19 protein-coding genes are annotated in these 13360 nt (G+C 39.4%); 16 read left to right on the top strand and 3 right to left on the bottom strand.

Annotation, left to right across the window (positions count from 1 at the left end; all coding sequences use genetic code 11):
• Positions 1 to 34 precede the first annotated feature (34 nt).
• The 5 genes from AR337_RS04675 to AR337_RS04655 all read left to right on the top strand — a co-directional run bounded on the left by AR337_RS04675 (position 35) and on the right by AR337_RS04655 (position 3875).
• Positions 35 to 811 carry a class I SAM-dependent methyltransferase gene (locus AR337_RS04675; protein WP_059170879.1) on the top strand — a complete coding sequence of 259 codons (777 nt, stop codon included), beginning with the start codon at positions 35 to 37 and terminating at the stop codon, positions 809 to 811.
• Positions 812 to 1052: 241 nt separating this feature from the next.
• Positions 1053 to 1643: a YpjP family protein gene (locus AR337_RS04670; protein ID WP_059170878.1), complete on the top strand. Its 591-nt coding sequence runs from the start codon at positions 1053 to 1055 to the stop codon at positions 1641 to 1643.
• A 193-nt stretch (positions 1644 to 1836) separates the two neighbouring features.
• On the top strand, positions 1837 to 2541 hold the full coding sequence (locus tag AR337_RS04665) for a toxin (RefSeq protein WP_253701522.1): 705 nt from the start codon (positions 1837 to 1839) through the stop codon (positions 2539 to 2541).
• A gap of 48 nt (positions 2542 to 2589) precedes the next feature.
• A complete protein-coding gene (locus tag AR337_RS04660) occupies positions 2590 to 3384 on the top strand; it encodes a thymidylate synthase (RefSeq protein WP_059170876.1) in 795 nt (264 codons plus the stop codon).
• On the top strand, positions 3381 to 3875 hold the full coding sequence (locus tag AR337_RS04655) for a dihydrofolate reductase (protein ID WP_059170875.1): 495 nt from the start codon (positions 3381 to 3383) through the stop codon (positions 3873 to 3875). Before AR337_RS04660 ends, AR337_RS04655 begins: the two co-directional genes overlap by 4 nt.
• A 54-nt stretch (positions 3876 to 3929) precedes the next feature.
• Here AR337_RS04655 and AR337_RS04650 read toward each other — a convergent pair whose 3' ends face one another.
• Positions 3930 to 4169, bottom strand: coding sequence for a hypothetical protein (locus AR337_RS04650; RefSeq protein WP_059170874.1), 240 nt, complete (start codon positions 4167 to 4169; stop codon positions 3930 to 3932).
• A 320-nt stretch (positions 4170 to 4489) separates the two neighbouring features.
• On the opposite strand from AR337_RS04650, the gene AR337_RS04645 reads away from it, so the two are divergent.
• The 3 genes from AR337_RS04645 (at position 4490) to AR337_RS24020 (ending at position 5911) form a co-directional block, all read left to right on the top strand.
• Entirely contained in the window at positions 4490 to 4684 is a 195-nt protein-coding gene (locus tag AR337_RS04645; RefSeq protein WP_059170873.1) for a twin-arginine translocase TatA/TatE family subunit, read from the top strand.
• Between the two features lie 195 nt (positions 4685 to 4879).
• A complete protein-coding gene (gene tatC, locus AR337_RS04640) occupies positions 4880 to 5620 on the top strand; it encodes a twin-arginine translocase subunit TatC (RefSeq protein ID WP_059170872.1) in 741 nt (246 codons plus the stop codon).
• An 18-nt stretch (positions 5621 to 5638) separates the two neighbouring features.
• On the top strand, positions 5639 to 5911 hold the full coding sequence (locus AR337_RS24020; protein ID WP_367576248.1) for a nickel-dependent hydrogenase large subunit: 273 nt from the start codon (positions 5639 to 5641) through the stop codon (positions 5909 to 5911).
• Positions 5912 to 5932: 21 nt separating this feature from the next.
• Here the strand turns inward: AR337_RS24020 and AR337_RS04635 are convergent, their stop codons facing one another.
• Positions 5933 to 6301, bottom strand: coding sequence for a helix-turn-helix domain-containing protein (locus AR337_RS04635; RefSeq protein WP_059170871.1), 369 nt, complete (start codon positions 6299 to 6301; stop codon positions 5933 to 5935).
• A gap of 240 nt (positions 6302 to 6541) precedes the next feature.
• On the opposite strand from AR337_RS04635, the gene AR337_RS04630 reads away from it, so the two are divergent.
• The 4 genes from AR337_RS04630 (at position 6542) to AR337_RS04615 (ending at position 9769) form a co-directional block, all read left to right on the top strand.
• Positions 6542 to 7249 carry a fibronectin type III domain-containing protein gene (locus tag AR337_RS04630; RefSeq protein ID WP_059170870.1) on the top strand — a complete coding sequence of 236 codons (708 nt, stop codon included), beginning with the start codon at positions 6542 to 6544 and terminating at the stop codon, positions 7247 to 7249.
• Between the two features lie 63 nt (positions 7250 to 7312).
• Positions 7313 to 7882 (top strand): signal peptidase I SipW, encoded by a 570-nt coding sequence (sipW, locus tag AR337_RS04625; protein WP_059170869.1) that lies wholly within the window; start codon positions 7313 to 7315, stop codon positions 7880 to 7882.
• Positions 7883 to 7968: 86 nt separating this feature from the next.
• Positions 7969 to 8799 (top strand): TasA family protein, encoded by an 831-nt coding sequence (locus tag AR337_RS04620; protein WP_059170868.1) that lies wholly within the window; start codon positions 7969 to 7971, stop codon positions 8797 to 8799.
• 76 nt (positions 8800 to 8875) lie between these two features.
• Entirely contained in the window at positions 8876 to 9769 is an 894-nt protein-coding gene (locus tag AR337_RS04615; protein WP_059170867.1) for a hypothetical protein, read from the top strand.
• A gap of 871 nt (positions 9770 to 10640) precedes the next feature.
• Here the strand turns inward: AR337_RS04615 and AR337_RS04610 are convergent.
• Positions 10641 to 11009: a helix-turn-helix domain-containing protein gene (locus AR337_RS04610; protein WP_059170866.1), complete on the bottom strand. Its 369-nt coding sequence runs from the start codon at positions 11007 to 11009 to the stop codon at positions 10641 to 10643.
• Between the two features lie 229 nt (positions 11010 to 11238).
• On the opposite strand from AR337_RS04610, the gene AR337_RS04605 reads away from it, so the two are divergent.
• From AR337_RS04605 to AR337_RS04590, 4 genes are all read left to right on the top strand, one after another.
• Positions 11239 to 11805 carry a hypothetical protein gene (locus AR337_RS04605; RefSeq protein ID WP_059170865.1) on the top strand — a complete coding sequence of 189 codons (567 nt, stop codon included), beginning with the start codon at positions 11239 to 11241 and terminating at the stop codon, positions 11803 to 11805.
• A gap of 66 nt (positions 11806 to 11871) precedes the next feature.
• Positions 11872 to 12447, top strand: a complete 576-nt coding sequence (gene lepB / locus AR337_RS04600; RefSeq protein ID WP_059170864.1) for a signal peptidase I — start codon at positions 11872 to 11874, stop codon at positions 12445 to 12447.
• Positions 12448 to 12449: 2 nt separating this feature from the next.
• Positions 12450 to 13100, top strand: coding sequence for a hypothetical protein (locus AR337_RS04595; protein WP_156424315.1), 651 nt, complete (start codon positions 12450 to 12452; stop codon positions 13098 to 13100).
• A gap of 76 nt (positions 13101 to 13176) precedes the next feature.
• A partial coding sequence (locus AR337_RS04590) for a hypothetical protein (RefSeq protein WP_156424314.1) occupies positions 13177 to 13360 on the top strand: 184 nt, incomplete at its 3' end.

The following is a 13360-nucleotide window of genomic DNA, read 5'->3' as shown; positions in this document are numbered from 1 at the left end:
AGAGTGAAGTTTTTCTTAGGAAGGGAATCAGAATATGTTTGTAACGACTGCCGGCAGGGTGAATGAACGCATGCTTCAAAAAGCAAAGTCCGTTGCGGAGGACTTGGATATTCCTTTTATTCCGCGTAAAAAGAAGTCAATACTGCAAGTGCAAAAGGAAGTCGGCAGCGGCTGTATCGTCGCGGGGAACGACAGCATCAAGCTGTTTGGGTATGGAGAAAGCGATCCGTTCTTTTTTCATCCCTCCTCAGCGATGTTCCGGGTAAAGCGGCTCATTGAAGGGGGAAGTGACCCATTGATAGAAGCGGCAGGTCTGAAAGAAGGAGACTCTTTCCTTGATTGTACGCTTGGGCTTGCCTCGGATTCCATCGTTGCGAGCTATTTCGTCGGAGAGGGAGGGAGTGTCACCGGGGTTGAAGGGAATAAATTTCTCGGTTACATTGTTAAAAAAGGCCTTAAATCCTGGCAATCGGAAGTGGACCTGCTGGATGCCGCGATGAGAAGGGTACAAGTAGTCCACAATGATGCGCTTCCCTATTTAAAGTCCCAGTCAGACGATTCGGTTGATTGCGTCTATTTTGATCCGATGTTTGAAATAAGCATTGATGAGTCTGTTGGAATCAATGCGCTTCGCCACTTTGCGCTCCATGGAGGGATCGGCGGCGAGGAATTCAATGAGGCGCTAAGGGTGGCCAGGAAAAGGGTGGTTTTGAAGGATCATTATTTAAGCCCGCGATTCGAGGCTTTTGGCTTCAAGACGGCCAGACGAAAAACCGCGAAGTTCCATTATGGCTATATTGAAAAAAGCTGAATGCCGGCATCTGCCGGCATCCAGCCTTAATCCGCGATCGCGAGATAAATGAAATATGCGAGCATAACCAGGCAGCCAGCTCCAGCTACCCATTCCATACAACCACATCCCTATCTGTTTTTTTAACTATACTTCTATTATCCCTAAAAAAAACTTTAAAACCCTATTGCCAAGTCTTGCCCAAAAAAGAGTATAATAGAATCAATACATAAATTATGTTTTTACGAAAGGGGTTGGGAAGATGAATAAGTGGCTAAGGAAGTCGTTCGTCGTCATGGTTTCTTTGCTGACGTTCGGACTTATCACGCCAGCCCAGCCGGGATTCCTCGACCGTGTAAAAGCCGATAGCGAAGCATCCTCCGAACGGGAACCGGCAAAAACGGCACCACTATTGCCAGAAGGCCACCAATTTAATGCCATTCCTGGAAGGGACAAATTCATTGAAGACATGGTCAGGCTTGCCGAAGAACGTTCCTATGAAAAATTCGGGACGAAAATAAGGCCAGTCATCGAAAATGAATTCAAGGAAATCGTCTTGCCAAACATTGAAAAGGCAATCGCTGAAACCGCGATTCAATTTCCAGACGAAGACCTGGCGAACCTCGCTATCTCAGAACAGCCTGGTGCCGGACGGTCTGAAAAGATTTTTAACATTAAGCACAGCCAAACCGGCAAGGATGTCATCCGTTTCCACGTACGACGGGACAATCCGCCGCAATCAGGCTACTGGTTCAATTTCCACTACCATACGTTCAACGACAATTTCCAGGAGCACCATAACCTTGGCAGCATATACTGGGATAAAAATACTCCTCCTAAGTGGATGGCATAGTCTGTCTATTACCATATGTTCAAAAGCCTGGCGAAATGTCGGGCTTTTTTCGTACTCATGTTGTAAATTTGTTTGATTTATCATTCATAATTGCGAGAAAACTAGTATTTACCAATAAAACCCATAGTTAAGAAAACCCTCTGCCATGCTATAATCCTGTTAGACTACTAGAAACCAAACGGGGAAGATGCTTGTGAAAAAATGGCTTTACGCGATAATTTCCGTATTCTTTTTTCTTTCATTTATTTCAACCACGAAAGCGGCGCCTGACGGAATTGAATTAAAGGATTACCAGGACAGTGCCCGCCTTATGATAGCCATAAAAAATGGAGAGACGAACCGGCTGATGGGGGAAACGATTCTTTTGCCAAGAGACTCCTTTAACGCAAAACAGGCAGCCGGAATCATTAACACGCTGGCCAGACTGCCGGAACCGCTTCTCGTAAAAATACACAAAGCTGGAATAGTGGTCAGGCTGTTTGATGGAAAGCTGACAGACAATCCGAGTGCGAGCCACTTGAAGGGCGTAACCCCAAGAGGATACAGCAATGGAACCACCTGGGATGATGTCCCGGGAATCGGGGGTTCGAAGATCGTTCTTGTTAAAATTGGTTCAAGTGGCAAGGGGAATGGGCATGGATCGGTGAATTTGGAACTTCATGAACTTGCACATTCTGTTGACAGGCTTATATATGGTGGCTTTTCACAAAAGGATTCATTTAAAGCCGTCTGGGAAAAAGAGCGCTCAATCCTGTTCCCCGGACAGGATTATTTCCTCCACTATCCGGAAGAATATTTTGCCGAAGCCTTTGCTGTATACTATTACAGCGCTGAAACCAATGCGTATTTGGAGAAAAACGCTCCTTCAACATACGCCATCCTGAAAGGCTTGGATTGATGATTCCGGGCCTTTTCTGATACAATGGCGTAAAGATGGAGGGGTAATATGAAACAATATTTAGAGCTGTGCAGGCATGTCCTTGAGAATGGAACTGAAAAGGATGACAGGACAGGGACTGGCACAATTAGCACATTTGGATACCAGATGCGATTTGATTTAAAGGAAGGGTTTCCGCTTATTACAACCAAAAAGCTTCATTTGCGATCAATCATTCATGAGCTTCTTTGGTTTTTAAACGGGGATACAAATATCCAGTATCTGCAGGATAACGGGGTTAGGATTTGGAACGAATGGGCTGATGAAAATGGAAACCTGGGACCGGTATACGGGAAACAATGGCGCTCTTGGGAAGGTGCAGACGGAAAGGTTGTCGACCAGATTAGCGAACTGATCGAACAGATTAAAACAAATCCCGATTCCAGAAGAATGATTGTGAATGCCTGGAATGTTGCCGAGATTGATAACATGGCGCTTGCTCCTTGCCACTGCATGTTCCAGTTTTATGTCGCGGACGGAAAATTGTCGTGCCAGCTGTACCAACGTTCAGCGGACCTGTTTCTTGGCGTGCCGTTCAACATTGCCTCCTACGCTCTTTTGACGCTGATGGTTGCCCAGGTTTGCGATTTGAAGCCAGGCGAATTCGTCCATACGTTCGGGGATGTACATATTTATAAAAACCATATCGATCAGGTTAAGGAACAGATGGGCCGCGATCCAAGGAAACTGCCGACCATGGCCATCAACCCTGAAGTGAAGGATATCTTCTCATTCAAGTTCGATGATTTCACCCTAGAAGGATATGATCCACATCCGCACATCAAGGGAGCGGTCAGCGTATGATTTCGTTTATTTGGGCAATGGACAGAAATCGGGTAATAGGCAAAGAGAACAAACTGCCTTGGCATATCCCAGAGGATCTGAAATTTTTCAAGTCTTCAACAATGGGCCATCCGATTGCGATGGGCAGAAAAACCTTTGTATCGATTGGGCGTCCGCTTCCGGGAAGGGAAAATATCATTATTACCCGTAACAAGGAGTATTCAAATGATGGATGTACGGTTCTGCATTCGATTGAGGAATTCGTTGAATACTGCAGGGAAAATGAAGAAGAGTACTTTGTTATCGGCGGAGCGGAAATCTTCAAGGAAATGTTCCCATACGCGGACAAGCTGTATATCACCCTAATCCATGTAGAATTTGAGGGAGACACGTTTTTCCCTGAGTTCGATTTGGAAGAATGGGAACTCCTTTCTTCTGAAAAAGGGCCCAGGAACGAAAAAAATCCTTACGATTACGAATTTAGGATATATGCCAGAAAAACGGACCAGTAAAATAGGTCTTGCAAACAAAAAAACATCAGCCTCGCAGCTGATGTTTTTTGTTCTTTATCCCTGAAAGCCCGTCTGCTCATATTCTGAAAGCTTTCCCATCATATTCCTGAAAGCCTCAGGGCTCAGAAATTCTTCCTCCTGAAAATGGGCCTTTACCCAATTAATCAGTTCTGAAGGGGTGTTGAAAAAGACACCGCTTGTATCGCTTTTTCGAATCATATAACGCCCATTATCTTCATCAATCGTCACTTCCACCGGCAGGACGCATTCGTAGTTTTCCAGCGAAAATTCCATCCCCGCCACCCCCTTTGTTTAATGAAATGAATGCTGTTAGCCGCAAGCATTTATTTAGTATATGTAAAAGCTTCCTGTTAAATTAAAAAAAGAACATGAGATTTCCAACTTTTCGCAAACTATCGTTATCGAGTTAATCCATTGACTAATTTTCCGCTTATTGTTAAATTGGAACAGACACAGGCGGATTAAGGCATCTCTAAAAAGGCCATTTTCTCGAAATGTGAAATTCTGATGAATTTTAGCGTAAAATAGCCCACTGCCTTATTAAAAGTACTATAATCATAGTAGATTCACTATACCGAAGGGGATGTTACTACATGTTGAATAATATTGGAGTTCCTGGATTAATTCTTATTCTTGTCCTTGCCTTGATCATATTCGGGCCTAAGAAGCTTCCTGAAATCGGACGCGCATTTGGCCAAACGCTTCGTGAATTCAAAAAGTCGACCCGTGAACTGACCAGTGATGTAATGGAAGACCTTGAGGAAGAAAAGAAAAAAGCTACAAAATAATGGACAGGATTTCGACCATTCGCACCTGGATTCCCCGACATTAAATATCATTCAACCGAGGGTTCACGGCCTTGCTCAAGGGAAAATGGAGCATTGGAAGGGACCCTTTTCTAATAGCCATTTGTGCCTCGCAGGGCAGCTGGATGCCATGCGCAGAGCCCCTGGTTGATTACAACTTAGGACAGGGAGAATAATATGGATAAAGAATTAAATGTAGTTGACCATCTTGATGAACTTCGGAAAAGAATCATAATTTCCGCAATTTCATTCGTAATATTTTTTGGCGTAGGCTTTGCCTATGTGGAGGATATTTATAAATGGTTTGTCCGCGACCTAGACGTCAAGCTGATTGTCCTTGGCCCAAGTGATATTGTCTGGATCTATTTCACGCTCGCGTCCTTAATCGCAATAGCTGGGACAATACCGATACTGGCCTTTCAGATCTGGCTGTTTGTAAAACCTGCATTAAAGCCCGTTGAGAGGAAAATTTCCCTTTCCTATATACCGGCATTATTTCTTCTGTTCATTGCCGGCTTGGCATTCGGCTATTTCGTCATTTTCCCGAATGTCCTTTCCTTTCTCGTGGAGCTTGGCGGGGATATGCTTGTCACCAACTTTACGGCTGAAAAGTATTTCCGGTTTGTCATGAACATGACGCTTCCGTTCGGGGTCCTTTTTGAACTTCCAGCCGTTGTCATGTTCCTTACATCACTAGGAATTCTTAACCCGTACGTATTAACAAAAATTCGGAAGTACGCATATTTCATCCTAATCATCATTGCAATTGTGATTACACCACCGGATCCTGTATCGGATTTTCTTGTAATCATTCCGTTGCTCCTGTTGTATGAAATCTCTGTTAATCTTTCCAAGTTCGTATATAAGAAAAGGCTTAAGAAATTGGCAAAGGAAGAAGCGGAGTTTGCTTCTGAATAAGTTTTTGCCCCGGGTAACTTGCCCGGGGTTATTTTTATTTTAATAGAAAAAATAAAATGTAACTACTTGCAAAGACGTAATGGACATAAAAATCCCACTGAATGCCCGTCTGTTCCGGATACCATGAACGAAGAACAATTCGTCCATGACCATGTATTCCACTTTTCCCATCTTCATGCCTTAAACTGGCTAGATGTAGTCAGCAGGTCAAAGGCTAATTCAGTAGAAACTTCAAGTCTAGGGTCGCACCAGGATATTAATCGGATTGACCGGAACAATGCTGGTCAATAAGCAGCGAGGGTTATTTTTCTGTTATTTTTCAGGAATCCCGTCATTTATAGAATGTTTCTCCTTTCTCCAAGTCTCATATTTTATATATTTCCGGTATTCAGTAAAATCCTCTTTTTTCATTCCATCCTTGATTGCCTCTTGGATCAATTGTTCCCATTCATGATCAAGAACAATTTTAGGTTGGTTCTCCTTAGCATGACTTCCAAGCAAAAATTCAATCGAAGTATCCAGTGTGGCGGCCACTTTGTTTAAAAACTGCAGTGATGGGTTTTTCTGTATCCCACGTTCAATCTGGCTCAAATATGACTTCGAAACATCCGCAAGTTTAGCCAGTTCCGAAATTGAGTACCCCCTTTGTAAACGAAGCTCCTTAATCCGCGCTCCCAGCATAAAATTTCTCCTTTTTTACCCCGCCGTTTTTAAAAATCTTTAGATACATTATACAGAACTAAATATTCTTTATAAAGTACATAAATGTAAGGAAAAAGGAGGAAATCAAAGAAAACCACCTTTTTTCGTTCTTTATTAAGAAGATATGACTGAATTTAGGGTTTTTCAGGTTTACTACTTTGACATATACTCAACCTATAGGTTCTTTGGAAAGAACAACCAATAAGGAAGTTGATGAGAATGTTAAAAAAATTCGCCAACTTCGTTCTTAATAAACCACAAATGATCAATCATCCATTAAAAAGAGCGAGCGAAGGAGGAGGGCCTGTGCGATTTACTCGCATGAGGAAATTCAACAAAAAGGGTAGAAAACTCTACTTTGCGGCTAAATTGGTAGCCATCTGGTATCTCATAATCCTAACGGGATCTTATCTTACTTCAGATACAGGTGCTTACTTTAATGATGTAAAGTCAATTAGTGGAACAATTAGTGTTGCAGAAGATTTTTGTAAAGATGTAGAAAACGGGTCAGACTTTTGGCAAAAATATTGCAAAGATAATGCGGGTCCAGGAAATGGTTCGGATCCCCCGGATAAAGACAATGGTGGAAAGGGCACTGATCCAGATAACCCTGGCCAAAATAAAGGTGGTTGTGATGATCATACAAATGCGCCTTGTTCTGAAGTACGGGACTTAAAAGAAAAACATACCAGTAGTTCAATAAGTCTAACATGGTCAAATCCAAGTCAAGCAAATAAAAATTTTAGCCATGTAAATGTGTACAGAAATGACGGTGAAAATCCGGTTGGCATCAACATAAAAAACGGGAAATTTAATGATGAAAACTTAGTGGCGGCTACAAAGTATAGCTACAAAATAACAACAGTCGGTAATAAGGGCATTGAATCTAGTGGGACAATTATTGAAGTAACAACTAGTTCAAATTGAAGCGGATAGCGTAAATCCTAAATAGGTTAATAACAAAATTCAATTAAATTTGGTGGTGTAATCATGAAAAAGTTAAAAAAGATTGTAAGTACAATGATTACAGTAGTTCTTTCTTTAACACTATTGTTTATGGTTTTCGTAGTAATTTCTTCAAAAGCCTCGGGTGGCGAACCCAATTTCTTAGGCTATCAACTGAAAACAGTGCTTTCAGGATCCATGGAACCCACTTTTAAAACTGGTTCAATCATAGTGGTTAATCCAGTAGAAGATAAAACCAGCTTGAAAAAAGGTGATGTAATCACTTTTATGATTGAAGAAAATCAATTGGCAACGCACAGAATAATGGAAGTCATCAAAAATGATAATCAGGTAATGTACAAAACTAAAGGAGATAACAATAATAGTGCTGATACAGATTTGGTGTTAGGCCAGAACGTGGTTGCCAAGTATACAGGAATTACAATTCCTTACGCAGGTTACTTAGTAGATTATACAAAATCAAAAAATGGAACAGCGTTTTTGTTGATTTTACCAGGCATACTCCTATTGCTATATTCAGGATTTACCATTTTTAGAGCTCTAAAAGAAATCGATGTTCCGAAAAAAGGAAAAGATGTGCAAGAAACAGCTTAATTGGTTGCAACTCCTTATAAAAATATAGGGGTTCAATATAAAACTTACATACCTCACAAAGTTGAGGGGAAAGAGGAGGAGAAGAAATGAGTATCAAAAAGAAATTAGGTTTAGGCATGGCTTCAGCAGCTCTCGGTCTATCATTAATCGGTGGGGGTACATTCGCTTACTTTAGTGATGAAGCAACTGTACATAACTCTATCGCAGCGGGTACATTAAAATTTAACGTAGGTACAGTTGCAGGCCATGATTTTAACTTTGATCTTTCAAACTTCCGACCAGGCGATTCTGTACAGAGAGCTTTTAAATTAACTAATACTGGAAGCCTGGCAATTGAGAAAGTCCTTATGAAAGTTGTAGATGCAAGTGTTAAAAAGGCTGATAATACAGCTGCAGACGCTGCACTAACTGAGAAGTTTCTTAAATCATTAACATTAAATGCTTTCATCCAAAATTATGACGAAAGTGGTTATGTCCAAGGACCGCAATACCATATTACTAGTGGCACAATTACATTATGGGATGCACTTTATGGTGATATAAGTGGTAACATCTTAAACGGTTATTATGATAATACCCAACAGAAGATTAATTTAACTCCAAATGGAATTGATTCGGATGGTACTGGTAATGGGAAGTATGATGGATACGTAATCAGGATCAACTTTCCTGAAGCCAATGTTGCACAAAACGATTTACAAGGTCTAAAGGCTACATTTGACTTCCATTTGGATGCTCGACAAGTTATGGGTGATAAGGTACATGGATCTTGGGGACCAAACGGAAAAATTACAGGTAATCAAATACAAGGTACAAAAAACCTTAACGGTGAGCTGCAAAATGCTGGAGTTTTTAAAACAGATGGAAATAAAACAATTACTAATCCGGTCACTAGACCCAATGGTTTTCAAAGATAATAATTGAGATCGCTGAAAAAGGGTGGGAATATTTCCTGCCCTTTTTCCGAAATCTTTGGGGAGATAGAGGTCTTTTATGTATAATAAAATAATTCTATCCTTGGTAGTGTTAATTTTTTTCTTTGTTTCCCCCATTGGAAATATAAAGGCTGAAGAAAAAATCAAGGAAATTGATATTTCAACAAGCCCGCATAAAGTTTTCTTTGATATTCAAAATGGTCGACCCGGGGATACGTATATAAAGGAATTAAATATCCAAAATAATGGAACAAAAGACTTTAAGTATCTTTTTTCAAATCGTTTTTTAACTGGATCAAAAAAGATTTATAATGAATTGGTTTTAACCGTTTCTGATACATCTGGCGAACTTTATAATGGTAAATTAAAAGATTTTGAAAAATTAGATTCAAGGTATTTAAAAAGCAACACCTCAGAAAATCTAGTTTTTAGTATTAAAATACCTTATGAATTAGGGAACGAGTATCAGGGGCTTGGATGTGAGTTTCAATTTAAGTTTTTTGTGGAAGGTAGTATTGATGGAACAATTCCACCCATTTGGGTACCGGAAGCTGATCCACCCAAACAAGACCCCCCAAAAGAAAATCCAACTTCAACCCAACCTCCGGGTGATAAAGACCCAGGACAAGGAAACGAACCCGGTGATGAGGAAAAACCAGGGGATAGCGATGAACAGGAAGAGGTAGAGGACCCAGGAGATAATGGAAGTTCTGAAAGTGAAGAGAAGCCCATTGTAGAATTGCCTGATACTGATGTTCCAGGTGGAACCGATAACGGTACACCAGTGGTTGATATTCCTGGAGAAACTGTACCAATGGGTCCAGGGGATCACCTGCCTTATACAGCCACTTCAATTTACAACCTATTAATGGTTGGCGTGGGGCTTATTGGTTCTGGTATTGGATTGCAAATTTATTTCAAAAAACGAAAAAAATTGAATAAAGATGTTTAAAGAGACCTTGATTTGGATGTAGGAAAAATCAAGGTCTGTATTTATTAATAAATGAATATGAATAATCTTTGTATTGAAGTAGCCGATTTTTTTATTGAAGGATAAGGGAGAGTTGGGGGATGTACAAAAAAGTATGTACCGAGTGCAGTAAGCCATCTTTAGCAGCAGTGTGACGGGTGAGGACGTGAAATGTAAAGTGTTCGGCTCTAATATAACCTGGTAAGTCAAAGTTAAGAAATTACTTTTACTTACAAAAATATATATTGAAAAAGGCTAAAACATGATAAGTGTTTTAGCCTTTTTTGATTGTAGATATAAATATTTTTGTGATTTTTTATTGAAAAATCAAGCACAAGTAAAAAGTAAATAATACGGGGATGGGTTTCAACCTAATATACCAATCGCCTTTTAATAGTGACGTTAACAAGATTATTACTCTATGTTCAAAACTATCAGAAATTTATGGGAGAGACTCTTTAATTTTTTTCCCAGTGAGTTGAATGAATACTTGAATGAGTAAATGTTTACAGCCATGCCCAAAGAGCCACCTTTGCCATATTTAAGAGCCACTTCGGACAACAATTTGAGCCAGCTCTGCCATGTGAAGAGCCACTTGGAATACAAAAACGGACGAGACGTTCACTTTACTTGGTGAGGCGGGCCAAGCCAACCTCGTTGCTGCTGAATTTGTAGATGGGAATCCATGCCAGTAGAGGCTCATTATAAAGTGACAACCTGCTACTACTGACAACTTACAGAACACTTTTTAATAATTGCTATACAAAAAATTCTAGTGGCTTTCAACTTTACCACAAGTGGCACTCAGTGATGGCGATATACAGTAAAGAATCAATATAAGATAAACTTATTTTTATTTATGCCATTGTTCTTGTATGCATTGCTGTTCCTTCCTCCAGGATTCATACTTCATAAACTTCCGGAACTCAGAGAAGTCTTCCTTTTTCATTCCCTCTTTTATAGCTGTTATTATCAAATCATTCCATTCGCTATCTAGAATGAGTAATCTACCCTCACTAGATTCCACAGTATTTTTTAGCAGTACCTCAATTGTTGTGCCTAAAGTTTTTGCTAATTTGTTGAGTACCTGTAGCGATGGGTTCTTATGCAGCCCTCTTTCAATCTGGCTTAAATAAGATTTTGAAACTACGGAACGCTTAGCCAACTCACTAATGGAGTACCCCTTTTTTATCCTAAGCTCCTTGATCCTTGCCCCAACCATATTCATCACCTTGTTGTAACAGATTTAATATTCATTATACAGAACAACTATTTCTTTATAAAATACAAAATAATGAGGAAATTGGAGAAAAACGAAGAAAACATCAGGATTTCGTTCGTTATATGGAATATTTGGTTAATTTTGGAGTTTTATTTGTTCGCTAAGTTGGTATATAGTCAACCTATAAGTTCTTTAGAAAGAACGAAATGGTTGAGAAGGAAGTGGGCGGATGCAGTTATCCAGGATGGAACTCTATAAAAACAAAAACAGCACCGTATATAAAAATCGGAAAGCTTTCAAAACAAACACATTAAAAATAGCCCTTCTAATCCCTTGTCTGGGAATCACCATTGTTACCTCAACATCAATCGCTTTTGCTGATTCTGGGTTAAAAGAATATCTCACAAGTTGGTATCTGAACAAACTGGTAAATATTGAGGAATCCCTAACAAACTCAGTCATTACTGAAGCAAATAACCAGAAAGCTATCCTCTTGCAAAAGGTAAGAGAACAGACCCTTTCTTCAATTGAAGATCTTCAGACATACGCTAAAGAGAAGGAAACACTAATTAACGACAATATTAAGAAAAAGGCGGATGAAGTTACAAAAGCTCTGGAGAATCAAAATAACATCGATTTGGAATTGAGAAAAAATCAAATCGACAAGCAAACTGAAGAAATGTTAGATGGTTCAAAAAATGAAGTTAATCCTTCTGATATTGAGGCTGAGGAAACAGTAGAAGCGGAAAATCAATTGAAGGATCCAAAAGCTAAAATCGAAACTAATGTAAATTAATTCTAAAATTTTTCAATATCCAACTTTATTACTGATCTTCTTTATAAATAAATGGAGTTGAGTCATTTGGAAAAAACAATACAGACATTATCTCATGAAGAAGTAAATGCAAATGTCATGAAACAAAAAAGTTCCATATTGGAATGGGGTAAGTTCATCGTTTTTCTCATTTTTATATTCTTCATCATTCATAACACTATTGGTTTTATTACTGTTAGTGGTTCATCCATGGTTCCGACGTTGGAAGAGGGGAATATCATTTTTGAAGAAAAAGTTAGCAAATATCTTCGGAATCCCGGGTTGGGTGACATAGTAATCATTAGTCGGCCAGCACAAGGATACAAAATTGTTAAAAGAGTAATTGGAACTCCCAATGACAAGGTAAAGATTGAAAATGGAATTATTTATATCAATGAGGAAGCATTGCCAGAGATTTCAACATTAGGAACCTCTGACGATATGGAAGAAGTCACGATACCGGCAAATCATGTGTTTGTAATGGGGGATCATCGAACACCAGGCGAAAGCATTGATAGCCGCGACCAAGCAGTTGGGCCTATATCTATAGATGAAATTGACGGATATGCAATAGTTTCTCTGCTGCCATTTCGCCTATTACCAAAACCATTAGAGCTGGATTGAGGGTGAAAAACTTGCTTAAAAAATTCTCCATTGTACTTCTATTGTCATTAACTATAGCAGGCGGTGCTACATACGCCACCTCCAATGCGGGACCCAGTTTGAAAAGTTGGTTCGAAAATAAAATTACTGAGACTAGAACAAATGTAAATCAATCGTTAATTGAGTTGGTGAGGGATCAAATAAACTTAGTATCAAGCGATTCTGAAAAAAGAACTTGGAAACTACAACAAGACCTGAAAGCTTACAGTGATACTCGGAACGCTGACATAGAAGGAAATATCATAAATCAGTTAAAAACACATGAAATCGAGTTAAATAAAGCTTCAACGGTCATCAGTTCCAGTACCAGTAATGACTTTAATGAAATAATGAGCAAAATTAATCATAAGACAGATGATGTAATGAAGTCTGTTGAAGAATATAATGACCGTTCCTTACTGGATAATCATAATTTGAACTTACCGGATCTTAAAATACTATCAGAAAAGAAAAATGCCTCGAGCAAGCAATTAAACGATGAAATTAATAGAACCAAAGAAACCATTATGAACTTGGAATCCGCTGCATCTACCGAAAGTAACCCAATAGTAAAAAACTTTATTGAACAAAAAATCATGTTACTAAAAGATCTCATTATTATTCTTGAGTCTTAATCTCGTATATTACTATGTTCTCTATTGGGAACATGTACATATATAAAATACAATATAAAAGAGGAGACGTGAGGAAATGAAAATCAAATCATTAAAAGGAAAAATCGCAACGGGAGTAATCACAGCTAGCTTGTTAGCCACTACAGGGATGGCATTCGCAAATTCGAATGCTGGACCTCAGTTCAAGATCTGGGGAGACCAGCATATCCAGGCAGCTAAAGATGCGGTATCATCCGCGCTTGGTACCGCAACAACTAATG

The sequence above is a fragment of the Bacillus sp. FJAT-27445 genome (genome assembly GCF_001510665.1).
Taxonomy (GTDB): domain Bacteria; phylum Bacillota; class Bacilli; order Bacillales; family Cytobacillaceae; genus Bacillus_D.
The sequence above is the reverse complement of the archived record's forward strand: the minus strand, read 5'-3'. Positions and strand labels throughout refer to the sequence as shown.

Coding starts and splice junctions, on each gene's coding strand:
- AR337_RS04675 (WP_059170879.1), top strand. CDS start 35: ATGTTTGTAACGACTGCCGGCAGGGTGAATGAACGCATGCTTCAAAAA.
- AR337_RS04670 (WP_059170878.1), top strand. CDS start 1,053: ATGAATAAGTGGCTAAGGAAGTCGTTCGTCGTCATGGTTTCTTTGCTG.
- AR337_RS04660 (WP_059170876.1), top strand. CDS start 2,590: ATGAAACAATATTTAGAGCTGTGCAGGCATGTCCTTGAGAATGGAACT.
- AR337_RS04655 (WP_059170875.1), top strand. CDS start 3,381: ATGATTTCGTTTATTTGGGCAATGGACAGAAATCGGGTAATAGGCAAA.
- AR337_RS04650 (WP_059170874.1), bottom strand. CDS start 4,169: ATGGAATTTTCGCTGGAAAACTACGAATGCGTCCTGCCGGTGGAAGTG.
- AR337_RS04645 (WP_059170873.1), top strand. CDS start 4,490: ATGTTGAATAATATTGGAGTTCCTGGATTAATTCTTATTCTTGTCCTT.
- tatC (WP_059170872.1), top strand. CDS start 4,880: ATGGATAAAGAATTAAATGTAGTTGACCATCTTGATGAACTTCGGAAA.
- AR337_RS04635 (WP_059170871.1), bottom strand. CDS start 6,301: ATGCTGGGAGCGCGGATTAAGGAGCTTCGTTTACAAAGGGGGTACTCA.
- AR337_RS04630 (WP_059170870.1), top strand. CDS start 6,542: ATGTTAAAAAAATTCGCCAACTTCGTTCTTAATAAACCACAAATGATC.
- sipW (WP_059170869.1), top strand. CDS start 7,313: ATGAAAAAGTTAAAAAAGATTGTAAGTACAATGATTACAGTAGTTCTT.
- AR337_RS04620 (WP_059170868.1), top strand. CDS start 7,969: ATGAGTATCAAAAAGAAATTAGGTTTAGGCATGGCTTCAGCAGCTCTC.
- AR337_RS04615 (WP_059170867.1), top strand. CDS start 8,876: ATGTATAATAAAATAATTCTATCCTTGGTAGTGTTAATTTTTTTCTTT.
- AR337_RS04610 (WP_059170866.1), bottom strand. CDS start 11,009: ATGGTTGGGGCAAGGATCAAGGAGCTTAGGATAAAAAAGGGGTACTCC.
- AR337_RS04605 (WP_059170865.1), top strand. CDS start 11,239: ATGCAGTTATCCAGGATGGAACTCTATAAAAACAAAAACAGCACCGTA.